This window comes from Hyphococcus lacteus, from assembly GCF_041058985.1.
Taxonomy (GTDB): domain Bacteria; phylum Pseudomonadota; class Alphaproteobacteria; order Caulobacterales; family Parvularculaceae; genus Hyphococcus; species Hyphococcus lacteus.
Genome location: NZ_JBEHZE010000001.1, coordinates 2,098,406 through 2,123,976 on the forward strand (window position 1 = coordinate 2,098,406; position 25,571 = coordinate 2,123,976).

The window sequence follows — 25,571 nt, forward strand, 5'->3', positions numbered from 1 at the left end:
ATGAGCGAGTCCGTTCAACTTGAAACTATTGCGGCGACCGCTGGCGTTGGTACTGATCCTGCTTTCCGTTCTGTCGCGCCACCTCTGCACCTTTCGGCGAATTATGCTTGGAATGATCCGCTCGATAAACCGCAATATGATTATGCGCGTTCGGGCAATCCCACACGTTCGCAACTCGAAGAAGCGCTTTGTGCGCTTGAAGGGGCAGCGAAAGGTGTCGTCGTGTCTTCAGGGATGGCCGCGGTCGATTTGGTTCTTAACCTCGTCAATCCTGGTGAGTTAGTGATCGCGCCGCATGATTGTTACGGTGGCACGCACCGTTTGCTTACGGCGCGCGGTAAGCGCGGACAATTCGATATCGAATATGTCAATCAGACGGACATTGAGGCGCTACGGACTGCGTTTACGCGCAAGCCAAAGCTTGTCCTGATTGAAACACCGAGCAATCCGTTATTACGAATTACTGACATTGCAGCAGTGGTTGAATTGGCAAAAGAATGTGGTGCCATCACCGTTGCGGACAACACGTTCTTGTCTCCTGCACTTCAGCGACCGTTGGAACTTGGTTGCGATATTGTCATTCATTCGACCACGAAATTTCTGAATGGTCATTCAGATGTTGTTGGCGGCGCGGCACTCGCAAAAGACCAAAAGCTTGGTGATGATTTGGCGTGGTGGGCGAATTGCACAGGCGTAACTGGCGCGCCATTTGACAGCTTCATGACTCTGCGCGGTATTCGTACATTGTTCCCGCGTATTGAGCGTCAGCAAAAAACGGCTGAAGATGTCGTGAATGCGCTGAGCGAAAATAAGCGTGTCGTGGCGGTGAATTATCCAGGGCTTAAAGCGCATCCGGGCCACGAAATTGCGAAGCGTCAGCAAAAAGGCTTTGGCTCGATGTTTTCAGTTGAGTTTGATGAGAGCGTTGATGTGATCGAATTTCTGCGCAAGCTTCAAACATTCACAATTGCCGAATCTCTAGGCGGCTTTGAAAGCTTGGTTTGCCTGCCAGCTGAGATGACCCACGCCGCGATGACGCCAGAGGCGAGAGAAACGGCCGGAATTTCCAATCGGTTGGTTCGTTTTTCGATTGGGCTTGAGCATACTGATGATCTTGTGCGAGATATCTTTTCTGCGCTTGAACAGGCGGCTGCGGCAGGCGACGAAAAAGTAGCATTCTTACCAAATAAGGCAGCAAGCAAATGTGCCTAGATGTAAAAGATAAAGTGAATATGGTTGAATCTGACGAACAATTAGCGACTAGACGCCTACGTGTAGCGGTCGCAGGTCTTGGCGTAATTGGTGAGGGGGCTGCGTTACGCCTGACTGATGCGTCGGAACCATATGCACTTTGTGCGGCGTTGGTTCGTGACCCAGATAAAGCGCGCGCGAATGATTTAGCGCAATTACGAATTTATACGGACCCCGAAGTTCTTTTGGTCGAACACCCGGATGTTGTGATTGATGCGCTGCCGACGGGCGAAGCCGGGCGACGATTGATCGAGGCTGCGCTTTCACGCGGAATTAGCGTTGTAACGGCGAATAAACAGGCAATTGCTGGCGCAATGTCTCCGCTCAATATGTTGGCATCACAGAATAAAGCGACGTTTGCATATTCGGCGTCTGTTGGTGGGGGTGCGCCAATGGTTGAAACTGCGCGCAAAGCCAGAGCCGCGGGCGAAGTTCGTTCAATTACGGCAATTCTCAATGGCACTGTAAATTATATTCTTTCTTCTATGAAGGATGGCGCAAGCTTTCTTGATGCCGTGAAGCAAGCGCAAGATGCTGGATTCGCAGAACCTGATCCGACTGCGGATCTTTCAGGCGAAGATGCCCGCGCAAAGATTTCAATTCTTACCTATGAAGCCTTTGGGCGTGAAATTGAAAATAGCGCAATTAAAGTTGAAGCGCTTGATTCGATGTTAGCCCAGAGTTTTGTGGAAAAGGGAGGCAGTTGGAAACAGCTTTCTGTCATCAACAAGAAATCTGATGGTGGAATTACAGCGCGTGTTGGGTTTGCACGGGTCGATGATGACGCCTTCTTCAGCAGCATTGGCGGCGAAGGAAATGCCCTTCGCATCATCAATATGGATGGTCGCGATTTCACCTGTGAGGGGAAAGGTGCCGGACGCGCGCCTACGGTCGGCAGCATTTTTTCAGATCTAGAGGCCATAGCCCGCCAACCGGTGGGGCGCTAACGCGCAGCCGTAATGCGGCCCGAAAACTTTCGCCATTTTCGCTTTTAAGGAGCAAAAGTGGCGATTTCGATGAATTGTGGCTGCTTGGTCGCAACCCGTCAGCGTTTTACCTTTTGCAAAAACGCACTAGAAGTCAGCCGATGTCTGAACTCGCGGATATATCAACGATGAATGCTGCATCCGAAATGCGCATTGCCAAGCGCCTTGTGATCAAGGTTGGCTCAGCGATTTTATGTGGCGCGGACGGCGTAACGCGAACCGCATGGCTCGCGAGCCTCGCCGCAGATATTTCTGCCCTTCGCGAAAACGGGTGTGAGGTTGTTGTTGTAACATCAGGCGCGATCGCATTGGGTCGTCAAAAGCTTGGATTGTCAGGCGTTTTACGTCTTGATGAAAAGCAAGCGGCATCGGCCGCGGGGCAGGTTGCCCTGGCTGAGGCGTGGCAGACCGCGTTTGCACCATACCAGATAAATATCGCACAAATACTGCTGACGCTTGATGATACCGAGGGACGGCGACGATACCTCAATGCGCGCGCGACATTTCGTACGCTCCTCGACCTCGGTGCATTGCCGCTGGTGAACGAGAACGACACAATCGCCACAAGTGAAATTCGTTATGGCGACAATGACCGCTTGGCGGCCCATGCAGCGCAGTTGGTTGAGAGTGACCTTCTTGTTATTTTGTCAGATATTGATGGTCTTTATACGGCGGACCCCAGAAAAAATCCGGCGGCCAAACATATTTCGGTCGTTGAAAATATAACGCCGGAAATCGAAAAATCGGCAGGAGGGGCAAATGCGTCGGCGGGCGTCGGATCGGGCGGCATGGCGTCGAAAATTGCGGCGGCAAAGATTGCAGGCGGTGCCGGCTGTGCCTCCATCATTGCGCCGGGTATGGTCAATAATCCGCTTCAGGCCATTCTAAATGGCGGTGCAGCCACGTTGTTTCGACCCGCAACGACACCCGCTAGCGCACGGCGTTTGTGGATTGGTGGCCGTCTTAAGCCCGCGGGACAGATTGTAATTGATGACGGTGCAGTCAAGGCATTGGCTGGTGGCGCGAGCCTGTTACCGGCTGGGGTTTTAGCGGTGCGCGGAAGTTTCATGCGGGGTGATGCCGTCGAATTGGTCACTAAACGCGGACAAATTATAGGACAAGGATTGTCTGCTTACTACGCTGATGAAATTCGAAAGATTGCAGGCTGTAAATCCGATCAGCTCGAAGCAAAGCTAGGTTACAAACGTAGGCCCGCTGTGGTGGAAAAAGATGACCTCGTGTTGAGGACAGACACATGAAAATTGATAAAGTCGAAGATTATATGGAAACACTGGCGCAATCAGCGCGCGAGGCTGCGCGGGCGATGGCGACCATTCCTAGTGATAAAAAGAACGAAGCACTTTTAAAAGCTGCGGAGAACATCCTCGCGAACGCAGGGGACATTTTGCGGGTCAACAAATTTGAGTGTGACGCTGCAATTAAGCGCGGGCAAGACGCGGCGTTTATCGACCGAATGTCGCTCAGCCAGGACAGAATTGCCGGGATAGCGCAAGCATTACGTGAGATTGCTTCGCTTGATGACCCGGTGGGTAAATCTATTCGCACATGGTCTCGGCCAAATGGGTTGGAATTTGAGCGAGTACGCACGCCGATTGGCGTTATCGCAATCATTTATGAAAGTCGCCCGAATGTTACGGTAGATGCAGCCGCAATCGCTGTAAAAGCGGGAAACGCGGTCATTTTGCGTGGTGGGTCAGAATGCATCGAAACATCGAAAGCGCTATTTGACTGTTTTCAAAATGCGCTGCGTGAATGCGGACTACCTGAAGCTGCGGCGCAATTCGTCGAGACAACAGACAGGGCTGCCGTTGGTGCAATTCTGTCGGGAATGAATGGCCGAATTGATTTGGTTATTCCGCGCGGAGGCAAGTCACTCGTTGGTCGAGTTCAGTCAGAAGCGCGGGCACCCGTCTTGAGCCACCTTGATGGTATTTGTCATGTTTATGTAGACGGTGAAGCGGATCACGAAAAAGCAGTCGCGATAACACTAAACGCCAAGATGCGTCGCACTGGTGTTTGTGGTGCCGCTGAGACTTTGCTGATCGATAAAGCTTGTATAGCGGAAATTTGGCCGGCTATTGCGGAAGTTCTTCGGGATGCTGACTGTGAGTTGCGTGGAGACGCGGCGTTGGTGGCGATTGACCCTTCGGTTTCGCCAGCGACTGAGATTGATTGGTCAACGGAATATCTTGCACCGATCCTTTCGGTCGCAGTCGTTGACGGTGTTGAAGGTGCGATTGCTCATATCGCGAAATACTCCTCCGGCCATACTGAAGCGATCATTACCGAGAATGAGGTTACGGCGGCGCGCTTCCTTTCGGCAGTGGATAGTGCCATCGTCATGCACAATGCTTCGACCCAATTTGCTGATGGGGGCGAGTTTGGGTTTGGCGGCGAGATCGGCATAGCGACTGGGCGATTGCACGCTCGTGGACCCGCCGGTGTCGAGGAATTGACCACTTATAAAAACCTTGTGCGTGGTACGGCGCACGTGCGTCCCTGAGTGGCTATAACTATGCGTTAAGGCGTGATTAGAGGAATATGCTAAAGAATATGGCGTTGAGATTGAAGTTTGGCGAAAAAATTTGAGAAATCTGATTTTTTTTCCTTGTTAATTAAGCATGGTCTATTGTATTCGCGTATCGCGCACCGCACAAAAGGCAGCGCAAATCAGAGTCGGAATTATGGATAGCATCTACAATGCAGGAATTACGCAAGTCAGCGCAGAGTTCGCAAACTCTGTGATCGTTGCTGTGGGCCTCCTTCTTGTGGTGGTCGTACTCCTTATTAGCCCCATTCGGGGAGCGGCTGTGGAGCCCGCGCGCTAACGAAAAGTAGCACGGACCTCCAACACCCCGCTCCCGAAAGGAAGCGGGTTTTTTGTTGCCCGGAGGTTCGATCAGAAAAGAACGGATGAGCATGTCAAAACGATCAGACGCAATAACCAAAGGCCCCGCCAAGGCACCAGCTCGCGCGATGTTACGTGCTGCCGGTTATGGTGACAAAGATTTCGATCAACCGATGGTCGCGGTGGTGAATACGTGGTCCACGGTGACCCCTTGTAATATGCACCTTGCAGAGTTGGCTGAGCCAGTTCGTGAGGGTGTACGCGCTGGTGGGGCGACACCAATCGATTTCAATACGATTGTTGTCTCGGATGGTATCACCATGGGCGGTGAGGGGATGCGGGCGTCGCTGATCTCTCGTGAGGTCATTGCTGACTCGATCGAGCTTGCAGTGCGTGGGCATTCACTTGATGCGGCCGTTATCCTTGTGGGCTGCGATAAAACACTGCCTGCCGCGGCGATGGCGTTGGCGCGGATGGATATTCCTGGCGTTATTTTCTATGGCGGGACGATTATGCCGGGTAAATGCGACGGCAAGGATGTTTCAATCCAAGATGTGTTCGAGGCGGTTGGTGCCCATGCTATGGGCAATATGTCCGACCAAGAACTGGATACAGTTGAACGCGCGGCGTGCCCCGGCGCGGGGGCGTGCGGTGGTCAGTTCACAGCCAACACAATGGCAATGGCGTTAGCATTTTTGGGTCTTGCGCCAATCGGGGCTGGTGATCCACCAGCGGTAGATGGTGCGAAGAACGTGCAAGGCGTTCGATGCGGTGAATTGGTCGCAAAACTTGCTAAAGAAGGCAAAACAGCCCGGACATTTATCAATGAAACCAGCTTGCGCAATGCGGCTACGTCAGTTGTGGCGAGTGGCGGATCGACAAATGCGGTTTTGCACCTTGCCGCTATCGCAGCTGAAGCCGGTGTAGAGTTTTCTATTGATCTTTTTGATGAACTGTCACGGACAACGCCAGTTATCACGAATTTGAAACCGGGTGGTCGGTTCTTGGCCCGTGACCTCTATGCGGCGGGTGGTGTGCGGCTGTTTGGCCAACGCCTGATGGAGGCGGCAAAAATTGAAGACGCACCAACGGTTAGCGGTGAAAGCCTGTTTGAAGAATTTAAGAAAGCGGAAGAGACCAATGGGCAAGAGGTTGTCCATACAGTCGATAATCCATTCAAGGCTACGGGTGGACTGCGGGTACTTTATGGTGATGTCGCGCCTGAAGGGTCAGTTTTGAAAACTGCCGGATATAGCGATGGGGCTTTCACTGGCCGTGCGCGAGTTTTTGATGGCGAGGAAGCCGCATTCAAAGCTGTGACGGATCACGACATCAAAGAGGGTGACGTGGTTGTCATCCGCTATGAGGGGCCGCGCGGCGGCCCGGGGATGCGCGAGATGTTGGCCGTCACCGCCGCTGTCGCAGGTCAAGGGTTAGCCGGAAAAGTCGCACTGATCACAGACGGACGGTTCTCAGGTGCGTCCCATGGGTTCGTTATCGGCCATGTCGCACCAGAAGCAGCGCTTGGCGGCCCAATCGGCCTGATCGAAGAGGGCGACACTATTAGTATTGATGCGGAAGGACGCCGGATCGACGCCAATGTCGACTGGGAAGCGCGCCGAGCCGCATTTAAACCCAGAGCGCAAAACCGCATGGGCGGTGTGTTCGACAAATACGCAAAATTAGTCTCAACCGCATCAAAAGGCGCGGTCACCATTCAAACATTTAACGAGTAAGGCAAAAGGAATTCCACGATGAGAGTCTACACTGAAGATGATGCGAGCCCAGAATTGGTTCAATCAGGCCCAGTAGCCGTAATTGGTTATGGTAGCCAAGGCCGCGCCCATGCGCTCAACCTGAAAAATTCCGGTTGCGACGTTGTTGTCGGTGTTCGTGAAGGAGGCCCGGGTGCAAAACGCGCAGCCGAGGATGGTCTTGAAGTGGCGAGCGTTGCTAAAGCAACTGAAGGCGCAAAATTAATTGCGATGCTAACGCCAGACATGACGCATGAAAAAATCTTCAACGAAGAAGTTTTGCCTAATTTGAAAGATGGCGACGCGCTTTTGTTTGCGCACGGTTTTACGGTGCTTTATGGCCGCGTGAACCCGCCAAAGAACGTTGACGTTATCATGGTTGCTCCAAAAGGCCCTGGCGGTCTTGTGCGCAGTGAATATGAGCGCGGTCGCGGTGTACCGTGTTTGTTTGCGGTTCATCAGGACGCATCAGGTAAGGCAAAGGAAAAAGCACTTGCCTATACGAGCCTAATTGGTGGCGCGACTGCGGGTGCGATCGAAACAACGTTCCGTGAAGAAACGGAAACCGACCTCTTTGGTGAACAAGCGGTTTTGTGTGGTGGTGCGTCAGAGTTGGTTATTGCCGGTTTTGAAACACTGGTTGAAGCAGGTTACCAGCCAGAGATTGCGTATTACGAGTGTCTGCATGAGCTAAAGCTTATTGTGGACCTATTCTACGAGGGCGGCATTAGCCGGATGCATGACTTTATCTCCGAGACTGCGAAATATGGTGATTTCGTATCTGGGCCACGCGTGATTAATGCTGAAACCAAAGAGCGCATGCGAGAAGTTCTGACGGATATTCAGAACGGCAAATTTGCCCGTAATTGGATTTTGGAAAACCAAGCTGGCAAGCCGCATTACCAACAAATGCTACAGGCTGATTTAGATCACCCTATTGAGAAAACAGGCGCAGAATTGCGCGAGCGTATGTCGTGGTTGAAGCCCGGCGCGAACACAAAATAAGTTGAGGACATCATGACTTCTCCAGAGGCGACACAGATAAGCAAGCCATCGGCAACCATCGTTAAGGCGGGTGCTGAACTTCTTCTTGATGCGCTGGAGGAGCAGGGTGTCGAGGTGATCTTCGGCTATCCCGGTGGCGCGGTCCTACCAATTTATGACGCATTGTTTCAGCGCGATTCTATTCGCCATATAATGATGCGTCATGAACAGGGCGCGTTGCATGCTGCTGAAGGTTATGCTCGATCAACCGGTAAGGTTGGTGTGGCATTGGTGACCTCTGGTCCCGGTGCCACCAATGCCGTTACTGGATTGGCCGACGCATTGCTCGATTCAATTCCCGTGATTTGTATCTCTGGGCAGGTTGCACGACCATTGATCGGGACTGATGCATTCCAAGAGTGTGATACGACCGGAATTACCCGTTCGTGCACAAAGCATAACTACCTCGTAGAATCAGCACACGCACTTTCTAATATTGTACATGAGGCTTTTCATATTGCACGTCGTGGCCGGCCAGGACCGGTTTTGATTGATATTCCGAAGGATGTTCAGTTCGAAGAAGCGCAATATACGACACGTGAAAATTCTAAAAACCGAAATTGTATCGTACTTCCTGACGTTAATAAAAACCAAATTGATCAAGTCGTTGATTTGATGCGCTATGCTCGCCGTCCAGTTTTCTACACGGGGGGCGGTGTAATTAATGCTGGGGTTGAAGCAAGTGAAAGTTTGCGTGCATTAGCGCACGAAACGGGATTTCCCGTTACATCGACATTGATGGGGTTAGGGGCGTTTCCAGCCTCTGATCAACAATGGCTTGGCATGTTAGGGATGCATGGTAGTTTAGAGGCAAATAACGTCATGCATGATTGCGATTTGATGATCGCGATCGGTGCGCGTTTTGATGACCGGGTTACAGGTCGCCTTGATGCGTTCTCGCCAAATTCGCGCAAGATCCATATTGATATTGACCCATCATCTATCAACAAGAACGTGCCCGTAGATATCGGAATAGTCGGCGATGCACGCGAGATTATGGATGCGATGCTAACAGAATGGCGTGCGCGTGAGAAACAGGAAAAGCACGAGCGCGAGAGAATTACGGATTGGTGGAGCCAGATAGAACAATGGCGCAGCAAGAAATCATTTGCTTATGTACCGCATAAGGAAGTTATCAAACCTCAATATGCGATAGAGCGGCTTTTTGCGTTAACGCGTGAAAAGGACGTCTATATTTCGACTGAAGTTGGCCAGCACCAAATGTGGGCGGCGCAACACTTCCATTTTGATGAACCTAATCGTTGGATGACTTCTGGCGGTTTAGGGACAATGGGCTACGGTCTGCCCGCCGCGCTTGGCGTTCAGGCCGCGTACCCTGATGCGCTTGTTATTGATATTGCTGGTGATGCGTCTGTTCAAATGACGATGCAGGAAATTTCAGCGGCCGTTCAATATGACTTACCCATTAAGATTTTTATTCTGAATAACGCTTATCTTGGGATGGTTCGCCAGTGGCAGCAATTATTGCATGGCGGTCGGTATTCCCATTCCTATTCTGATAGCTTGCCTGACTTTGTAAAATTGGCCGAAGCTTATGGCGGTGTTGGGCTAAGAGCCGAAACACCTGACGAATTGGATGACAAAATCATTCAAATGATTGATTCGAGGAAGCCGGTACTTTTTGACTGCGTCGTGACACAAGAAGAAAACGTGTTTCCGATGATCCCATCCGGTGCTGCTCACAACGAAATGTTATTGGGCGAAATGAAGGGTGACGAAGTCAGCGACGAAGGGAAGGTTCTCGTCTAATGGCAAGTAATGTTACATCGCAATCGGTTTATCCGGTCACACGCGAAGAGGGTGACGTTCAAGAGGTGATCTTGGCCGTAATCGTCGATAACGAGCCGGGTGTTCTTTCGCGCGTTGTCGGAATGATTTCTGCACGCGGTTATAATATCGAAAGCTTGACGGTTGCTGAGACTGACGTCGAAAAACATACATCGCGCGTCACCATTGTGACCCGCGGTAGCCCTGGCAAGATTGCACAGATTAAGTCACAGCTCGGCCGTTTAGTGCCCGTAAGACGCGTTATTGATGTGACGAGCGAGAAAGATGCACTTGAGCGCGAACTGGCACTGGTGAAGGTTGTGAATTCTGGTGAAAATCGACTTGAGGCGATGCGCGTGAGTGATATTTTTCGCGCAAAAGCGCTCGATACAACGCATACATCCTTTGTTTTTGAAATCACGGGTACACGAGAAAAGATCAACGCATTTATTGATCTGATGAAACCGTTGGGCTTATCCGAGGTTTCTCGCACCGGCGTGTTGTCAATTCGACGTGGCGGTAACAAGGATTAACGAAATGAACTGTCAGAGTCAGAGAACAAATTTCCTACTGCTCCTTAGCCCCGCGCGGTGAAATCTCCGCGCGCTACAAGTTGGCAAACAGGTAAGTAAAGTACATTTAGGAATTTGAATGATGACGACGGAAACTAAAACGACTGATGATGACCACGTAAAGATTTTTGATACAACCTTAAGAGACGGTGAACAGGCCCCAGGCTTTTCAATGTCTACCGACGCGAAATTGATTGTCGCGCGCGCGCTGCAAGAATTGAATGTCGATATTATTGAAGCCGGGTTCGCAGCGGCGTCGCCCGGTGATTCAGCATCGGTTAGCGCTGTTGCTTCAGAAATCGAAGGACCGACCATCTGTTCTTTATCACGCCTAAACGTGGCTGATATTGAAGCGTCAGCACGCGCGCTAGAGCCTGCAAAAAAGAAACGTATTCACACATTTATTGGCACAAGCCCAACGCACCGCGATGCCAAACTAAAAATGTCGAAAATTCAGATTCTCGATAAGATATCTGATGTCGTGAAGTTTGCGGTTTCTGTATGTGATGATGTTGAATTTTCGCCAGAGGACGCGATCAGAACTGAGCGTGATTATTTGATCGAAGCCATTGAAGCGGCAATTGATGCTGGTGCAAAAACGATCAATATTCCTGATACGGTTGGGTACACGACCACCGAAGAAATTTTGGACCTTTTCAGTTTCTTGAAAGAAAATGCAAAGGGTGCGGAGGATGTCACGTTCTCGACGCATTGCCATGATGACCTTGGTATGGCGGTTGCAAACAGCCTAGCTGCGGTTCGTGGCGGCGCACGCCAAATAGAGTGCGCTATTAATGGTATTGGTGAGCGTGCAGGCAATTGCTCCATGGAAGAGGCGGTTATGGCGCTTGCGACCCGCCGTGATTTTTATAAGCTGGAAACGCAAGTTAAAACGACAAAAATTTATCAGGCGAGCGTGGCGTTGGCTCGGGTCACGCATAACCCTATTCCACGCAACAAAGCGATTGTCGGAAAAAACGCATTTGCGCATGAGGCCGGAATTCACCAGCACGGCATTTTAGCGGACCGGCGGACATATGAAATCATGGATGCTGAATCAGTAGGTATGCCGTCGAATTCAATCGTTCTTGGTAAACATTCTGGAAAACATGCCGTCGCATCACGGGTTGAAGCTTTGGGCTTTAAAGTTTCCAAACAAAAAGTAGAGGACATTTTTCCGGCATTTAAAAGTCTTGCGGACACATGCCGCGAAGTTACCGATGCCGATCTCGTCAAATTGGTTACTGGTAACGGAAAAACCGATGGCCGCGCCGGTCCATGGCGAATGCGTAAAACAGAACTACATGTAGATTTCGAAGATGATACGCGACCTCATGCCAGAATTACGATGGAACACGATAATGGCGATCGCCGGACTGTTACCCATGAAGGAGAGGGGCCGATTGATGCGGCGTTCGCCGCCGTTTGTACTATTGCGGACGTACCGGGGCGTATTCACGTCCTAGATTTGCATCACGTTGCAGCGGAGGGCGTGGTTCGTGCCGAAGCGGTGATCGATGTAGAGGGTAAGCATTTTTCGGGTAAATCCGAAGAGGTTGATATTGCTGATGCGGCTGTTGCGGCATTTGTTGCAGCGGTGAATCAAGCCGTAGCTATCCGAGTAAGTTCGGTACCAATTAATAATGAGGCAGTAATATAATGAGCGACAATAATAATCCAAAATCTTTATTCGATAAACTGTGGGAACGACATATAGTCGTTCCGGAGACTGATGAATCACCTGCCGTCTTATACATCGACCTACATTTGGTTCATGAGGTTACATCGCCTCAGGCATTTTCGGTTCTAAACGAACGAGGGCTTAAAGTTCGCCGTGCGGACCGTACTATTGCTACGTTGGATCATTCGACGCCGACCTTACCCGCGGATAAGAACGGGGAGCTTCCATACTTCACCGCAGAAGCAAAAAGCCAAGTTGAGACTTTGATAAAAAATACCGCTGAACACGGTATTGAACTTTTCGGAATGGGTGATCCGCGCCGGGGAATTGTGCATGTCATCGGTCCGGAACTTGGTGCAACCCAACCCGGAAAAACAATCGTATGTGGTGATAGCCATACTTCAACGCATGGTGCATTCGGGGCGCTTGCTTTTGGAATCGGTACAACTGAAGTCGGACACGTTCTTGCGACACAATGTGTTCTTCAGCGCAAACCTAAATCGATGCGGGTTACATTTGAAGGAACACTTTCGTCGGGCGTCGGCGCGAAGGATATGGCGCTTGCGATGATCGCACAGATTGGTGCTCATGGTGGTCAGGGTTATGCGATTGAGTATGCGGGCGAGGCTGTGCGCGACCTATCGATGGAAGCGCGTATGACGCTTTGTAATATGTCGATTGAGGCGGGTGCGCGTTCGGGCATGGTGGCACCGGACGAAAAAACATTCGAATGGTTGGACGGTCGAGACATGTCACCAAAAGGCGAGGCATGGACTGACGCGGTGAAAGATTGGGCTTCGCTAGCAACAGAAGAGGGCGCGAAGTTCGATAAAGAAGTTGTGGTTGACGCAGCCAACATTCGTCCAATGATTACTTTTGGTGTGTCACCAGATGCGGCGGGTGCAGTAGATGCTATCGCGCCAACACCGAAAACGGACCCAGAACTTCATGCTGCGGAATATATGAAATTTGAAGCCGGGCGACCATTTGCTGATGCGATCGTGAATAGGGTCTTTATTGGCAGTTGCACAAACTCTCGACTTTCGGACATGCGTGAAGCAGCGATGATTATGCGCGGCTGTAAGGTGAGCAAGGGTGTCATCGCTTTGGTCGTTCCGGGGTCGGAAGCTGTAAAACGCGCAGCCGAAGCTGAAAACTTGCATAAGATATTCCTTGATGCGGGTGCAGAATGGCGTGAGCCAGGTTGTTCAATGTGTATCGGCATGAATGGTGACCAAGGTGCCCCAGGCGAGCTAGTTGTTTCAACTTCAAACCGTAATTTTATTGGCCGGCAAGGTACTGGCGTACGAACAGTATTGGCGAGCCCGGCGACAGCTGCGGCATCGGCTATAGAAGGCCGGATTGCAGACCCGCGTCCTTACTTTGAAAATAAAAAGGAGAGCGCATAATGTCGTTCGAACCGTTTGGAAAACTTATTTCTCGAACTTTTGTTATTAGTCAGAAAAATATTGATACGGATCAAATTATTCCAGCGCGATTTTTGACGACCACGTCTAAAGAGGGGCTTGGAAAATCCGCTTTCTACGATTGGCGTTACGACGAAAAGGGCAATCCACTTAATTCTTCTGTTTTTAATGGGGTTAATCCGGATACACAAAAAATTCTCGTGGCAGGTTCAAATTTTGGATGCGGCTCATCACGCGAACATGCTCCCTGGGCGCTTTCGGATTTCGGGTTCCGCGCAGTGATTAGCTCGGATATAGCAGATATTTTCAAAAGCAATTCGCTTAAAAATGGCCTGCTGCCAGTTGTCGTTGATGAGGATACACATGCCTTTTTGTTGGCAAATCCGGGTATAGAGCTCACGATTGATCTAGAAAAATGCGAAGTCTCGCTTGGTGAAAACAAAGTAATCAGTTTTGAAGTCGAAGCTTTTGCGCGGCGTTGTATGCTTGATGGTGTCGATCCATTGGGACATTTAATCAATCAATTGCCTGACATTAAGGTTTATGAGGAGGTGCGCTAATGGTCGGAAAAATAGCCTTTTTGCCAGGAGATGGCGTAGGTCGGGAAGTCGCGGGCGCGGCACGTAAGGTACTAGTTGCAGCCGCACAAAAATATGGAGTTTCGTTAGAGTTTAACGAATGCGTATTTGGCGGTGCTGCGATTGATGAATGCGGTGATCCGCTTCCTGAACAGACAAAAACCGTCTGTCTTGAGGCTGATGCCGTTCTTCTTGGTGCCGTTGGTGGACCGAAATGGGATGGCGCTACAATTCGTCCTGAACAGGGGCTTTTAGGGTTGCGTTCGGCACTTGATGTCTATGCCAATTTGCGACCAATACAAGTTGCGAAAGGCATGGAAGGATTTTCACCGCTTAAAAAAGAAATCGCTACTGATGTTGACCTGCTCATTGTTCGTGAGCTGACGGGTGGTTTATATTTTGGAAAGCGGGAAGAAGGAATGGATACAGCACGCGATGAATGTCTTTATACCCGTGCAGAAGTTACGCGGGTAGCGCGCATAGCATTTGAAGCAGCGCGAAAGCGCGATGGTCGTGTAACATCCGTTGATAAAGCGAATGTCTTGGCGACTAGTCGTCTTTGGCGCAATGCGGTGAATGAGCTTCATGAAAAAGACTATGCCGACGTGAAACTTGATCACATGTTGGTTGATGCAATGTCGATGAAATTGATTCAAGCCCCATCATCATTTGATGTTGTGCTGACGGAAAACCTTTTTGGCGACATTCTTAGCGATGAAGCATCGGTTCTGTCTGGGTCTATCGGTCTGGCACCGTCTGCATCGCTTGGTGATGGAAGACGCGGTCTTTATGAGCCGATTCACGGGTCTGCACCGGATATTGCAGGGCAGGGTAAAGCGAACCCCGTGGGTATGCTTTTATCGGCGGCGATGATGATGCGCTTCAGTTTGGATCAAGCGGAAATTGCAAGCTGTATCGAAAATGCAATTTCACGCGCATTAGCGGCTGGGCGTGGTACCGGTGATATCGGTGGTAAAGATAGTTGTATGTCGCTTACGGATTATATTTGCGAGACTTTGTAAGCGAAATTTACTCCATTATATCTTCGTTCCACAACTCGGGTTTTTCACTGATAAATTTTTCCATCTGGCTAATTGATGGTTGGTGCGCGGCGTCGATTAATTCGACGCCGCGTTGCTTTAAGAACTCTTCATTACCGCCAAAAGTTTTTGTATCATTGATGATCAGGCGCTGGATCTTAAATTGAACAATTGTTCCTGAACACATCATGCATGGCGAGAGTGACGTGTAGAGCGTTAAATCGCGATAGCTTTTTTGCCTTCCGGCGTTCCGAAGGCAATCCATTTCACCATGAGCGATAGGGTCGCCTTTTTGCACTCGCTGATTATGGCCTGATGCGATTAATTCAGGTCCGCGTGCAAGCACCGAACCAATAGGAAGCCCACCTTGGTCATAGCTTTTCTTTGCTTCGAGAAATGCCCGTTCGACGAATTCGTGATCCCAATCATTTAGCATTTCAGATATTCTCTCCTTGGTGCGCTGATAGACAAGCGGTTTGCGATGTTCGATAAAGGCAAACGGACAGGCAACCAACAGAGGCCCCATGACCGATAATCTGACAATCGTTGACCATCCGTTGATTCAACACAAGCTGACGATCCTCAGAAATAAGGAAACGCCCACCGCGCATTTTCGCCAAGTCTTGCGAGAGGTCGCTATTTTGTTGGGTTGTGAAGCGACCAAAGATTTGCCGCTGGCAGACGTCACCATTGATACGCCGCTAGAAACTATTCAATCGCCCTATCTCGAAGGCAAGAAAATTTGCTTTGTTTCAATTTTGCGTGCCGGTAATGGCTTGCTTGATGGATTGTTAGATCTAATACCGTCAGCCCGCGTTGGGCATGTTGGTATGTATCGTGACCATGATACACTAGAGGCAATACGGTATTATTACAGAACGCCGGATGAGCTTGACGGGCGTCAAGTCATTATGGTCGATCCGATGCTCGCGACGGGAAACACTGCGATTGCCGCGGCGACGGAACTGAAAAAATCGGGCGCTAAATCGTTGAAGTTTATGTGCTTGGTTGCGGCACCGGAGGGTGTTCAAGCCTTTAACAAGGTTCACCCGGATGTACCTGTTATTTCCGCCGCGTTAGACCGGCAGCTTAACGAGCGTGGGTATATTCTGCCGGGGTTGGGGGACGCTGGAGACAGAATCTACGGAACGAAAGGCTAAGCGCTAGGCTTAGCTTCGTGGCTGATGCCTTCAAGTTCTTTGGGAATGTAGTTTTCGTCATGTTTGGCCAGAATATTTTCGGCCACAAAAACACCATTGGTATTGAAAGCCCCTTGGGCAATGACGCCCTGACCCTCGCGAAATAGATCGGGCAAAATGCCGGAATAGGTGACTGGCAATGTAGCGGTGCCGTCGGTTACGCGGAAAGTAATCTCTAGACCTTCGCCGTGCGAAAGACTGCCGGTTTCAACGAGCCCACCAAGGCGAATCCGCGTCTCCGGAGTGATCGCGGCAGTTTCGGCTTCGCTAGGTGTATAGAAATAGGAAATGTTGCGCTCAAGCGCTGAGAAGACCAGCCACGCTGCGCCGACCAATAGGAGGCCACCGAGGCTGAGTAAGCCCAATCGCCGATTTCGATGAATTGGTTTCATGGTCCACTTTTATCCTGTTCGGTGGGTGCGTACAAACCACAATCGAATGGGCTGATTGTCGCGTGCGACTTGCCTGTATTCATAAACTTGTCCAAATGTAGTCGATTGTATTGGTTAGGAATATTGGCCGGAAAGGGCATAATGGAGCCGTTCGCCCACCCAATTTCGTTGGAAGCGACCGATGTCGGCTGTGATCGCGTGGGCGAGCCGGTAGTTCGTGGTGTGTCTTTTAAGCTCCGGCCTGGAAATGCGATCCAGCTTTTTGGTCCAAATGGCTCTGGTAAATCGAGCTTACTTTCCATGTTTGCTGGGTTGATCGAGCCGGCTGAAGGTGATCTCGCCTGGCAACATGAGAACGAAAAAAGCCTCAAGCCGCTTGACGGATCGTTGTTTTTTCTAGGCCATGAAACCAGTTTGAAATTGGCGCTTACGGCTGAGGAAAACCTCAAATTTTGGGCAGATATGTACGGCGTCCGGAAAAGTTTATGTGAGGCCAAGATTCGCACAGCCCTTGCGGTTGTTGGCGCAGCTGAATTTAGCGGTGTTCGCACCATGCGGCTTTCGGCCGGTCAGCGTCGGCGCATTGACTTGGCGCGCGCGGTAATCGCTGATCGCCCGGTGTGGTTGATGGATGAGCCCGCAGCGGCAATTGACACTGATGGAGTAACTGTCATTAGTCAGATGATTGGCGGCCATATGAAGCGTGGGGGCATCGCTATCGTAGCAACCCATGATGATCTCGGGCCAAATTTCCACCGTCTGGAGTTAGGCCGATGACGTCAAGCGATCCTTTGTCGGTTCTATTTGCGATTTTACGACGAGATTTGATCTTGGCATTCCGATCCGGCGGCGGTTGGTTCTATGCCTTGTTTTTCTTTGCTGTGTTCACCGCGCTTGCGGCTATTGCATTTGGTCCTTCGCTCAATGCGTTGGCGATAGCAGCGCCAGCAACCCTGTGGCTTGCCGTTGCGTTAGCAATTCAGTTTTCGGCGTCAGACCTATTTGAAAATGACCTGCGTGATGGTTCCTTGCGCGTGATCGCGTCTGAGCAAACGGGACTAATGACTTATTGGGGGGCTAAGGTCTGCGTTATGTCGCTAACCTCAGTGTTTCCGATGGTTATTGCGTCACCGTTTTTTCTAACGATGCTAGGTTTGTCATTCACGCAAGGGCTTGGCGTTAGTCTTATCTTATTGATAGGCGTTCCGTCCTTGATTTTTATTGCGGTGCTCACGTCCGCTCTCGCAACAGGGCTTCGTGCGGGCGGATTATTGGCGATGGTCATTGCCGTTCCATTTTCTGCACCGGTTCTGGTTTTTGCCGTAAGTGCGACCAAAGCATTGTTAGCTGGGTTTGGGATCATCACACCGGAAAGCTTGATTTTGGGTGCGATTAGCTTGTTTATGGCGGTGTTGACGCCAGCTTTTACGGTCGCTGCGCTACGTGTTAGCCTTGAATAGAAAGTGTCTTCGACTATGTGGAGCCGATTTTCCAATCCTGCGAAGTTTGAAGCGATGGCCCGCGTCATAGGGCCAATATCACTGGGCGTATTCTTAGTGACTGCGACAGTTGGGCTGGGGTTGGGGCTTTTTTATTCGCCGCAAGATTACCAACAAGGCGACGCAGTTCGCATGATGTATGTTCATGTTCCGGCCGCTTGGATGGCAATGGGGGCGTATTCGTTCATTGCGGTCATGAGCCTTATTGCATTTGTATGGCGCCATACGCTGGCGGATATCGCCGCGAGGTCGGCGGCGCTACCGGGGGCGGTGTTTACGGCATTAGCATTGTTTACTGGTGCTGTGTGGGGCAAGCCAACGTGGGGCGCATGGTGGGTTTGGGATGCGCGTTTAACATCAATGCTGATCCTGCTATTCACATATTTTGGCTATATGGCGATATGGCAATCAGTGCCCGAACAAGTTCGTGCGGCGCGATTTGCGCGCATATTGGCACTTGTCGGTTTCATCAATATACCGATTATAAAATTCTCTGTTGAATGGTGGAATTCATTACATCAACCAGCCAGTATATTGCGGGCAGATGGGCCGACAATTCACCCGACGATGTTGATTCCATTGTTGTTGATGATTATCGCATATACGGCGTTGTTTACGTGGCTTGTCGTGCTTGAAATGCGAACAAGTTTAATGCGTCAGCGAATTGAAAAACGCGCGGTGAGGGCACCAAGTCGGCCAGTCAGCGCTGGAATGACGGACGAATAAAATGTACGGACATCATACGCCTTATATTATCGCAGCCTACGGCGTGTCGTTCGTTGTGATCGCAGCGCTAATTTTTATTCGTATGCGCGCGCACAAGACTGCAACCGAAGCTACGAAGCGTTTAGAGCACTGAACGTGAACGTTTAGGGATTGGGGCCCTCAAGCATCCACATCAGGCCCTTGGTCAATCCTATTGGGAACGTCGTTTTATGCGTGGCGCTCGGGATGATTACATCTCTAACCTCAAGCCCTTCATAATTTCTGCTTCGCAGGGTGGCGGCAAAACGGGTTTGATCCTCGACCATATTGCGCTCGCGGCCAGGATTAGTTTCCATTTCACCGATGGCGAAATAAACGCGCGCAGGCATCTTTGTGTTTGATGATGCAAATTTTTTCTCAAAATCAAACATCACACTCTCAGTATGCCATAATGAGGCGCTGGTAAGTATGTAATCGGTGAATGCAGTCGGATCAGTGACCAGAACATAAGCACCAAAAAGGCCGCCATACGATTGACCGACCAGAATTTTACGAGATGCATCACCTCGATATTCACGCTCTACAAATGGTACGACTTCATCGCGAAGGAATGCCAGATATTCCGCCGCGCCACCATGTTCATATTTAGCGCCGTGACCTTCATTTAGATTTTTTGGGATTGTTGGGGTTAGGTCACGGGACCGGCTGGCGACACCAGCTTCACCCTCCGCGTATGAAATGCCTACCAAGATCGCGTGTTCAAACCCGCCGCTGTTCATCGGCATATGGGTGATACCAGCGGCGGTCTGAAAACAATACGTTCCGTCGTTCAAGTAAAGAACCGGGTATCGGCGGGCTTTATTTTCTTCATCGTGAAAATTGGGAGGGAGCTTAATATAGAGATCATAGCTCCGGCCTAAATTTTCGGAAGTGATTGTGCGTACAATACTGCGTGGTATTTCATATGCGGGCCATATATTTTCATTCGCAATCGTCGGTGAAATCCAACAAGAGCAAATAAACGAAAAGACAATCAGATTAAGTAGCCGTCTCGTCATATGGCCCGACCTTCAAAATTTGGCTCAAGTGACGAAAACTAATTCGCGGCTTGCTTCGCTTCTTTGATTTTTGTGACTAATGCTTCTTCGTTGAAACCCACAAGAACATCGGCGTAGCTACCGTCCACGGCCGCTACGATAAATGCCGGCGTTCCGTCGATACCGAGAGCGGAAGCTAGCGCGTGGTTATAGTCGAGCATGTCAGGGATATGATCTTCTTTGATCGCAGCTTTCATTTCATCGACATTGAGCTTTTGTTTGCGTGCGATTGATTCAACACGGTCTTTGGTCAGGGTGCCGTTGCTGTCTAATAGGGCAAAATGCAGATCCAAAAACTTGTCTTGTCCTCTAGCTGCTAATGCCATTTCCGCTGCGTAGTTCGACTCTTCTTTGAGGATAGGGAGTTCACGGAAAACAAATTTGATGTCAGAGTCAGACTCTAGGATTTTTTTCACCGGAGCAGCCGCGCGTTTACAGTATGTACAATGATAATCGTACATTTCAATGACAACGACTTTCGCTTTTTCGGGGTTTTTACCAGCCACAAAGCTCGTCGCAGGGTCCATAAGGGCCGGAAGGTTTTCAATGGCCGCTTGTTTTGCGCTTTGCTCTTCTGCGAGGCGTTGTTCCATCGCGAAACGATTGACTGACTCTATAACGACGTCAGGATTTTCCAAAATGTAAGCGCGTATAAGAGCGTTTAAATCTTCTTCTTGTTCATCAGAAAAAGATGTTGTGACTTTTTCCTTCGGGGCGTGAGAGGCATTATCGTCGGTTTGAGCAGATGAAAATCCGACGACTGTCGCACCTAATGCGAAAGCTCCAATCAAAGCAGTACCGATCGCAATTCGTGTGGGCGTTAACATAGTCTCTCCTGTGAATCCCAGAAATTTAGGGGGTTAAAATTTGTCTGATCTATTAGTCATTAAGCTGGATAACCGGATCGGGCACATCCGGTTTTGATTTGGTGGTTTTGGGCGTTGGCGAAGGAAGCTTCGAGGGCTCACCATCATCAACGGCTTGGGGAAGTGGTGCCGCGCCCTCGGCTGACTGTGTTGCAAAAATAATGTCCGCAGCATGTCGCCAATCGGGGGAGCCGCGTTTTAAACCGCGCATCGCGCGCCGTGCAAATTGATTTGCGTCTTGTTCGGCCCCAGCTTGAAAGCGGGTCTCTGCGGTGGCTAAATTTGCCATGGGTTCGTTGCCTTGTTCGCTGTATGCGCGGGCAAGTTCAAACCATGCAAAGCCATTATCGCGTTCGAGCACTGTCGCACGTTTTAACTCTTGCTCGGCCTGACTTATTTTTTGTGGTTCACCACTGGCGAGTAAGGCGCGACCTAGATTGATACGCAAGAGTGCATTGGTGGGTAAAAGGTCTACTGCTTTCTGGTGCGGGGCGATCGCTTCGTTGGTGTGGCCATATTCAAACAAGATTTGCCCTTCTAGCTCATGAAAGTAGGGGTAGTCCGGCCGAGTTTCGGTAAGTATACGGACCTCTTTTAGTGCATTTTCGATGTCTGAATAACGATAGTAGGCAACGGCCCGGGCGTAGTGTGCGGGTTCGGATTGGTCCGAGAGCGGAAATTTACGCAAGGTATCATTTGGGTCATGTAAGAAGCCCATGATCTTGGCCTGTATCAATCGAAAACGCGCAAGTTCTTCGGGTGAATCGGTTACATCAAAATAGGGCGATTTCTCAGCGCGTTCGGTTAGCGCTGTGAGACGTTCGTTCGCAAGCGGGTGGGTCAGGAGGTATGGGTTGATACGTGCACCGGTAATAATCTGATAGTTCCGAACGCGGCTCCATAATTCCATCGCGCCTTTGCTCGACTCGCCAAGACGATCTAGATAGGTAATGGACGATTGGTCAGCGGTCGCTTCCTGACTACGACTATACTTTAGATAATTGGCAATGCCGACATTTTGTCCAAGGCCCATAAGACCGATACCAGCTTCGGGAGCACCAGCGGCAATCGCACCAGCGGCGAGCAGCAAGCCAAGGATCATCGGGCGACCTGCGTTTGCCATTGCTTCCGAGGAACGGGTTGAATGACCACCCGCAATGTGTCCCGCCTCGTGTGCAATCACGCCCTTTAGCTCGTTTGGCGTTTCAGCAAAGGTGATCATCCCGGTGTTCACGCCCATATAACGCCCACCGGCAAAAGCGTTCATTGACGCGTCATTGACCAATAAAATTTCGATTGAACTCGGGTTTATTCCCGCAGCCTTGAAGATAGGACGGGAATAGTCATCGAGCATTTTCTCGATTTCCGCATCGCGAAGCAACGATATACCTTGTGCATGCGCGACGGGGCCGCTGATGGTGGTCGCTAATGCAGCGATTCCAGCCAAGGCGGATTTAATACGCAATTTTTTTCGAACACCAAACGACGACATGCCTTTTCCTTTTGCACGCCCCCCTAGTTTAAACGCGCTTTACGGCAATTTCGAGAAGGAAACGGGGCCGGTGCCAAGATTGTGACTGTGTGTCCACCGGCCACTCAATTCCTACCGTTCCCTCATTACGCGTCGCTGCCGCGTCGCCACCAGCCCTTTTTCTTGGATTTTGGTTTTTCCGGCTCAATTGGCGAAGCAGCGGTTTCTTCCGTAGTTTTGACGGCCTCAGCAGCTTCGCTGCCATTTTGAGCATTCTTCGGTGGGTGTGCGCCATTAGCACTAGGTTCAGCTTCGACAGGATTACTTTCTGTCTTAGCTTCGGTCGGCGCAGATGGTTGTTCCGTGGCTGTGGTCACCGGCTGAGCAGATTGCGAAGTTTCGCTTTCATTTTTGTCGCTTTTATCCGCAGTGCTATTTTCTTCTTTTGCAGGTGAACTTGCTTCGGCTGCGTTGTTCGCATCGCTGTCGCTGTTCGTATCATTTGAGTTTTCGCTAGTGCGTCCACGGCGATTGCGGCGTCCGCCACGGCGTCCACGACGGCGACGTCGACGGTTCTGATCGTCGTCATCGCTATCTTTCGCTTGAGGAGAATCTGGGTTGTTTGCATCTTCGCTGGCGCTTTCGCCGTTATCGGCTGTTGCCTCTGGAGATGGAGATTCGCTTGTTTCCGCGCTTGCATCCTTGTCTTTGCGGCGTCGACGACGTCGACGTTTTTTACGTTCGCCATCGCGTTCTTCGGTCTCTGCGGTGTCGGTTGAGGTCTCTTCAATCGCCTCGATCATTTCGGTTTGATCCGCTTGAATGACCTGGGGAATGTCAGAGCGCTCTCGCGGTGTGCCGCTTTTTTCGATGTCAAAATCATCCCCGGTGCGATCAACACCTGGGATCATATGAACGGAAACGCCATATTGATCTTCGATCCTTTTCAACCAATCGCGATGATGATTGAGTACGTAAACTGTTACGTCGAGCGAGGCGTGTGCAGACAAAATACCAGCCTTGCCGGAAATCGCTTCGCCTTCAAGGGCGCGAAGGATCCGAAGAGCGGCCATTTCCGCAGAACGGATGACACCAGCACCAGAACATGTAGGGCAGGCTTGGGTCGTACCATCAATGATGCCAGAACGACGGCGCTGCCGTGACATTTCCAAAAGACCGAAATTCGAAATACGCCCTAGTTGAATGCGCGCGCGGTCATGTTTGACAGCGTCTTTCAGTGCCTTTTCGACTTTACGATTATTTTTTGGCTCTTCCATATCGATAAAGTCGAGCACGACAAGGCCAGCAAGGTCGCGTAAGCGAAATTGTCGTGCTGCCTCATGAGCCGCTTCGATATTGGTCTTCAGTGCGGTTTGTTCGATGTTTCGTTCGCGTGTTGCGCGCCCGGAGTTAACATCAATCGCGATTAGCGCTTCAGTTTGGTTGATAACAATATATCCGCCAGACTTTAGACGTACGCTCGGTTGGTACATACCATCGAGTTGTGCCTCGACGCCATGTTTCAAAAACAAAGGTGCTTTGTCTTTGTACGGCTGAACAAATTTCGCATGGCTTGGCATAAGCATCTTCATGAAGTCTTTAGCTTCACGATAGCCTGCGTCACCCTCTACCTGGACTTCGGATATATCCTTATCGTAAAGATCACGAATAGCGCGCTTGATCAGGCTTGCTTCTTCATAGATGAGACAAGGGGCGATTGATTTTAGCGTCAGCGTGCGGACGTTTTCCCATAAGCGTAAGAGGTAGTCATAATCGCGCTTAACCTCAATCTTTGTTCGCTTTGCGCCAGCAGTTCGGATGATTAGGCCCATACCCTGTGGTACGTCGAGGCTATCAACAACCCGGCGCAAGCGGCGGCGATCAGTGGAGTGGGGGATTTTGCGGGAAATGCCGCCACCACGAGCCGTGTTTGGCATCAACACACAATACCGGCCAGCAAGTGACATATAGGTTGTTAGTGCTGCACCTTTATTACCGCGTTCTTCTTTGACAACTTGGATCAACAAAATTTGGCGGCGTTTGATGACCTCTTGAATTTTGTAATTCCGAAGGAGGTTTGCACGCTTGCGCTTCGCTTCTTTATAGCGTTCGAAAAGTGCTTGACGGCTTTCGCCACCACTTGAAGCATTTTCGTCTTGGTCTTCTTTATCGGTGCTATCAGAATCGGTTTCGTCATCTGAGGTTCCCTCATCTGGCGTTGCTTCATCTGACATTGCTTCGGGCGCTTCAACGCTCTCCGCTGCCGTAGGTTCAGTGTCGTTGGAATCCGAAGCATTTTCGTCAGCTTCTAATGAAGGTCCGTCGGTCGTTGCTTCGTCACTAGCAGCAGAAGCCAGTGGCTCGTCTTTTTTCGCTTCAGTTGATTCGTCTGATGAAGTCGTCTCTGGCTGAAGGGCGACGGATTTTCTATCATTTGTGTCGTCTTCTTCGCCGTCTTCCTCTTCTTCCTCTTCTTCGTCAGGGTTTATTGCGGCAATTTCATCAACCGGATCTGAACTGTCGTCTTCGTCTTCATCGTCAGAAGAATCGTCCAACTCGTCGTTTTCAGTGTTGTCAGACGCTTTCTTTTTTTGTTTTGGTGTGTCGTCGTCCTGATCGTCGTCGTCATCGCCACGTTGAGTTAACTCGAGCTGCGCTGCGAGTTCGACAACTTCTGCTTCTGCTTCTTGCAGGGCCAGCCGGTCAGAGACGGGAATTTGATAATAATCCGGGTGAATTTCGCTAAAGGCCAAAAAGCCATGGCGATTGCCACCATATTCGACGAATGCAGCCTGTAGTGATGGTTCTACGCGGGTTACCCGCGCGAGATAAATATTGCCTCTAAGCGGCTTGCGAGATTCGGATTCGAAGTCGAAGTCTTCGACTTTGCCATTGTCGAGCACCGCAACGCGCACCTCTTCCGGGTGGGCCGCGTCGATCAGCATCTTTTTTGTCATTTTGTGTAGCTCCGCAATGTGGCGGCGAGGCCGGCACATTGGCTGTGTTAGTTCGCTGGAGCGTGGACGCGCGCAAATATCCGCGCACGCGCAGAGCGGTGTCGGAATTAATATGGGCGTTCGTTGTCATCAGCGAAAGCTGTTCCTTGCCGGTGAAAACCGACGGTTCTTTTTGGCGCAGGGTGCGCCCTTAATTTTGCTGGTGCGATTTGCACCGTTTTGCTCCTCGCGCTTCGGATCAACCGATTTCGCGGGCCGGCGGGTGGAGCTGCCGGCGTTAAGTTTCTGAAAAATCTGGATAAATCCTACTTTTCCGAAAAATTCCTATCAATGTGCCTATCCTTATATAGGCATTAAATCCTGCGTTTTGCTTTCCGCGGCATTTCACATCGTCA

General features: G+C 50.5%; 24 protein-coding genes. 18 read left to right on the forward strand and 6 right to left on the reverse strand.

Annotated elements, in window-relative coordinates:
- The 13 genes from metB to leuB all read left to right on the forward strand — a co-directional run bounded on the left by metB (position 1) and on the right by leuB (position 14,972).
- Positions 1 to 1,212 (forward strand): cystathionine gamma-synthase, encoded by a 1,212-nt coding sequence (metB, locus tag ABFZ84_RS09990; RefSeq protein ID WP_369313875.1) that lies wholly within the window; start codon positions 1 to 3, stop codon positions 1,210 to 1,212.
- Positions 1,203 to 2,198 (forward strand): homoserine dehydrogenase, encoded by a 996-nt coding sequence (locus tag ABFZ84_RS09995; protein WP_369313876.1) that lies wholly within the window; start codon positions 1,203 to 1,205, stop codon positions 2,196 to 2,198. Before metB ends, ABFZ84_RS09995 begins: the two co-directional genes overlap by 10 nt.
- Positions 2,199 to 2,338: 140 nt before the next feature.
- Positions 2,339 to 3,496: a glutamate 5-kinase gene (gene proB, locus ABFZ84_RS10000; protein WP_369313877.1), complete on the forward strand. Its 1,158-nt coding sequence runs from the start codon at positions 2,339 to 2,341 to the stop codon at positions 3,494 to 3,496.
- Positions 3,493 to 4,761 (forward strand): glutamate-5-semialdehyde dehydrogenase, encoded by a 1,269-nt coding sequence (locus ABFZ84_RS10005; RefSeq protein ID WP_369313878.1) that lies wholly within the window; start codon positions 3,493 to 3,495, stop codon positions 4,759 to 4,761. Before proB ends, ABFZ84_RS10005 begins: the two co-directional genes overlap by 4 nt.
- Before the next feature lie 181 nt (positions 4,762 to 4,942).
- Positions 4,943 to 5,086, forward strand: a complete 144-nt coding sequence (locus ABFZ84_RS10010) for a hypothetical protein (RefSeq protein ID WP_369313879.1) — start codon at positions 4,943 to 4,945, stop codon at positions 5,084 to 5,086.
- Between the two features lie 85 nt (positions 5,087 to 5,171).
- Complete coding sequence (gene ilvD / locus ABFZ84_RS10015) at positions 5,172 to 6,842, forward strand: dihydroxy-acid dehydratase (protein ID WP_369313880.1); 1,671 nt, start codon at positions 5,172 to 5,174, stop codon at positions 6,840 to 6,842.
- Positions 6,843 to 6,860: 18 nt separating this feature from the next.
- A complete protein-coding gene (ilvC, locus tag ABFZ84_RS10020) occupies positions 6,861 to 7,865 on the forward strand; it encodes a ketol-acid reductoisomerase (protein ID WP_369313881.1) in 1,005 nt (334 codons plus the stop codon).
- Positions 7,866 to 7,877: 12 nt separating this feature from the next.
- A complete protein-coding gene (locus tag ABFZ84_RS10025) occupies positions 7,878 to 9,674 on the forward strand; it encodes an acetolactate synthase 3 large subunit (RefSeq protein WP_369313882.1) in 1,797 nt (598 codons plus the stop codon).
- A complete protein-coding gene (ilvN, locus tag ABFZ84_RS10030; protein WP_369313883.1) occupies positions 9,674 to 10,225 on the forward strand; it encodes an acetolactate synthase small subunit in 552 nt (183 codons plus the stop codon). The genes ABFZ84_RS10025 and ilvN overlap by 1 nt, the downstream gene beginning before the upstream one ends.
- A 118-nt stretch (positions 10,226 to 10,343) precedes the next feature.
- On the forward strand, positions 10,344 to 11,924 hold the full coding sequence (locus ABFZ84_RS10035) for a 2-isopropylmalate synthase (protein ID WP_369313884.1): 1,581 nt from the start codon (positions 10,344 to 10,346) through the stop codon (positions 11,922 to 11,924).
- Complete coding sequence (gene leuC / locus ABFZ84_RS10040) at positions 11,924 to 13,354, forward strand: 3-isopropylmalate dehydratase large subunit (protein WP_369313885.1); 1,431 nt, start codon at positions 11,924 to 11,926, stop codon at positions 13,352 to 13,354. The genes ABFZ84_RS10035 and leuC overlap by 1 nt, the downstream gene beginning before the upstream one ends.
- Complete coding sequence (gene leuD / locus ABFZ84_RS10045) at positions 13,354 to 13,932, forward strand: 3-isopropylmalate dehydratase small subunit (RefSeq protein WP_369313886.1); 579 nt, start codon at positions 13,354 to 13,356, stop codon at positions 13,930 to 13,932. Before leuC ends, leuD begins: the two co-directional genes overlap by 1 nt.
- Positions 13,932 to 14,972, forward strand: a complete 1,041-nt coding sequence (gene leuB, locus ABFZ84_RS10050; protein WP_369313887.1) for a 3-isopropylmalate dehydrogenase — start codon at positions 13,932 to 13,934, stop codon at positions 14,970 to 14,972. Before leuD ends, leuB begins: the two co-directional genes overlap by 1 nt.
- Before the next feature lie 7 nt (positions 14,973 to 14,979).
- On the opposite strand, the gene ABFZ84_RS10055 is transcribed toward leuB, so the two are convergent.
- A complete protein-coding gene (locus ABFZ84_RS10055) occupies positions 14,980 to 15,426 on the reverse strand; it encodes a nucleoside deaminase (protein ID WP_369314568.1) in 447 nt (148 codons plus the stop codon).
- Between the two features lie 88 nt (positions 15,427 to 15,514).
- Between ABFZ84_RS10055 and upp the strand changes: the two genes are divergently transcribed.
- Entirely contained in the window at positions 15,515 to 16,150 is a 636-nt protein-coding gene (gene upp, locus ABFZ84_RS10060) for a uracil phosphoribosyltransferase (protein ID WP_369313889.1), read from the forward strand.
- Here upp and ccmE read toward each other — a convergent pair.
- Positions 16,147 to 16,581 carry a cytochrome c maturation protein CcmE gene (gene ccmE, locus ABFZ84_RS10065; protein ID WP_369313890.1) on the reverse strand — a complete coding sequence of 145 codons (435 nt, stop codon included), beginning with the start codon at positions 16,579 to 16,581 and terminating at the stop codon, positions 16,147 to 16,149. The genes upp and ccmE overlap by 4 nt on opposite strands.
- Before the next feature lie 141 nt (positions 16,582 to 16,722).
- Between ccmE and ccmA the strand changes: the two genes are divergently transcribed.
- The 4 genes from ccmA to ccmD are packed head-to-tail and all read left to right on the forward strand — an operon-like array spanning position 16,723 to position 18,939.
- Complete coding sequence (ccmA, locus tag ABFZ84_RS10070) at positions 16,723 to 17,358, forward strand: heme ABC exporter ATP-binding protein CcmA (RefSeq protein ID WP_369313891.1); 636 nt, start codon at positions 16,723 to 16,725, stop codon at positions 17,356 to 17,358.
- Positions 17,355 to 18,041: a heme exporter protein CcmB gene (locus tag ABFZ84_RS10075; protein ID WP_369313892.1), complete on the forward strand. Its 687-nt coding sequence runs from the start codon at positions 17,355 to 17,357 to the stop codon at positions 18,039 to 18,041. Before ccmA ends, ABFZ84_RS10075 begins: the two co-directional genes overlap by 4 nt.
- A 54-nt stretch (positions 18,042 to 18,095) precedes the next feature.
- The gene (locus ABFZ84_RS10080) at positions 18,096 to 18,806 is read left to right on the forward strand and encodes a heme ABC transporter permease (protein WP_369314569.1); all 711 of its coding nucleotides are present in this window, start codon (positions 18,096 to 18,098) and stop codon (positions 18,804 to 18,806) included.
- 1 nt (position 18,807) lies between these two features.
- Positions 18,808 to 18,939 carry a heme exporter protein CcmD gene (gene ccmD, locus ABFZ84_RS10085; protein WP_369313893.1) on the forward strand — a complete coding sequence of 44 codons (132 nt, stop codon included), beginning with the start codon at positions 18,808 to 18,810 and terminating at the stop codon, positions 18,937 to 18,939.
- A gap of 10 nt (positions 18,940 to 18,949) precedes the next feature.
- Here ccmD and ABFZ84_RS10090 read toward each other — a convergent pair whose 3' ends face one another.
- From ABFZ84_RS10090 to ABFZ84_RS10105, 4 genes are all read right to left on the reverse strand, one after another.
- Positions 18,950 to 19,843 (reverse strand): alpha/beta hydrolase, encoded by an 894-nt coding sequence (locus tag ABFZ84_RS10090; protein ID WP_369313894.1) that lies wholly within the window; start codon positions 19,841 to 19,843, stop codon positions 18,950 to 18,952.
- A gap of 38 nt (positions 19,844 to 19,881) precedes the next feature.
- Complete coding sequence (locus ABFZ84_RS10095) at positions 19,882 to 20,709, reverse strand: DsbA family protein (protein ID WP_369313895.1); 828 nt, start codon at positions 20,707 to 20,709, stop codon at positions 19,882 to 19,884.
- A 52-nt stretch (positions 20,710 to 20,761) separates the two neighbouring features.
- The gene (locus tag ABFZ84_RS10100; RefSeq protein WP_369313896.1) at positions 20,762 to 22,240 is read right to left on the reverse strand and encodes a M48 family metalloprotease; all 1,479 of its coding nucleotides are present in this window, start codon (positions 22,238 to 22,240) and stop codon (positions 20,762 to 20,764) included.
- A 125-nt stretch (positions 22,241 to 22,365) separates the two neighbouring features.
- Positions 22,366 to 25,176: an Rne/Rng family ribonuclease gene (locus ABFZ84_RS10105; RefSeq protein WP_369313897.1), complete on the reverse strand. Its 2,811-nt coding sequence runs from the start codon at positions 25,174 to 25,176 to the stop codon at positions 22,366 to 22,368.
- Between the last annotated feature and the right edge of the window lie 395 nt (positions 25,177 to 25,571).

Bases quoted from the DNA above. Each gene is read 5' to 3' on its own strand.
- metB (WP_369313875.1), top strand. From the start codon at position 1: ATGAGCGAGTCCGTTCAACTTGAAACTATTGCGGCGACCGCTGGCGTT.
- ABFZ84_RS09995 (WP_369313876.1), top strand. From the start codon at position 1,203: ATGTGCCTAGATGTAAAAGATAAAGTGAATATGGTTGAATCTGACGAA.
- proB (WP_369313877.1), top strand. From the start codon at position 2,339: ATGTCTGAACTCGCGGATATATCAACGATGAATGCTGCATCCGAAATG.
- ABFZ84_RS10005 (WP_369313878.1), top strand. From the start codon at position 3,493: ATGAAAATTGATAAAGTCGAAGATTATATGGAAACACTGGCGCAATCA.
- ABFZ84_RS10010 (WP_369313879.1), top strand. From the start codon at position 4,943: ATGGATAGCATCTACAATGCAGGAATTACGCAAGTCAGCGCAGAGTTC.
- ilvD (WP_369313880.1), top strand. From the start codon at position 5,172: ATGAGCATGTCAAAACGATCAGACGCAATAACCAAAGGCCCCGCCAAG.
- ilvC (WP_369313881.1), top strand. From the start codon at position 6,861: ATGAGAGTCTACACTGAAGATGATGCGAGCCCAGAATTGGTTCAATCA.
- ABFZ84_RS10025 (WP_369313882.1), top strand. From the start codon at position 7,878: ATGACTTCTCCAGAGGCGACACAGATAAGCAAGCCATCGGCAACCATC.
- ilvN (WP_369313883.1), top strand. From the start codon at position 9,674: ATGGCAAGTAATGTTACATCGCAATCGGTTTATCCGGTCACACGCGAA.
- ABFZ84_RS10035 (WP_369313884.1), top strand. From the start codon at position 10,344: ATGATGACGACGGAAACTAAAACGACTGATGATGACCACGTAAAGATT.
- leuC (WP_369313885.1), top strand. From the start codon at position 11,924: ATGAGCGACAATAATAATCCAAAATCTTTATTCGATAAACTGTGGGAA.
- leuD (WP_369313886.1), top strand. From the start codon at position 13,354: ATGTCGTTCGAACCGTTTGGAAAACTTATTTCTCGAACTTTTGTTATT.
- leuB (WP_369313887.1), top strand. From the start codon at position 13,932: ATGGTCGGAAAAATAGCCTTTTTGCCAGGAGATGGCGTAGGTCGGGAA.
- ABFZ84_RS10055 (WP_369314568.1), bottom strand. From the start codon at position 15,426: ATGCTAAATGATTGGGATCACGAATTCGTCGAACGGGCATTTCTCGAA.
- upp (WP_369313889.1), top strand. From the start codon at position 15,515: ATGACCGATAATCTGACAATCGTTGACCATCCGTTGATTCAACACAAG.
- ccmE (WP_369313890.1), bottom strand. From the start codon at position 16,581: ATGAAACCAATTCATCGAAATCGGCGATTGGGCTTACTCAGCCTCGGT.
- ccmA (WP_369313891.1), top strand. From the start codon at position 16,723: ATGGAGCCGTTCGCCCACCCAATTTCGTTGGAAGCGACCGATGTCGGC.
- ABFZ84_RS10075 (WP_369313892.1), top strand. From the start codon at position 17,355: ATGACGTCAAGCGATCCTTTGTCGGTTCTATTTGCGATTTTACGACGA.
- ABFZ84_RS10080 (WP_369314569.1), top strand. From the start codon at position 18,096: ATGGCCCGCGTCATAGGGCCAATATCACTGGGCGTATTCTTAGTGACT.
- ccmD (WP_369313893.1), top strand. From the start codon at position 18,808: ATGTACGGACATCATACGCCTTATATTATCGCAGCCTACGGCGTGTCG.
- ABFZ84_RS10090 (WP_369313894.1), bottom strand. From the start codon at position 19,843: ATGACGAGACGGCTACTTAATCTGATTGTCTTTTCGTTTATTTGCTCT.
- ABFZ84_RS10095 (WP_369313895.1), bottom strand. From the start codon at position 20,709: ATGTTAACGCCCACACGAATTGCGATCGGTACTGCTTTGATTGGAGCT.
- ABFZ84_RS10100 (WP_369313896.1), bottom strand. From the start codon at position 22,240: ATGTCGTCGTTTGGTGTTCGAAAAAAATTGCGTATTAAATCCGCCTTG.
- ABFZ84_RS10105 (WP_369313897.1), bottom strand. From the start codon at position 25,176: ATGACAAAAAAGATGCTGATCGACGCGGCCCACCCGGAAGAGGTGCGC.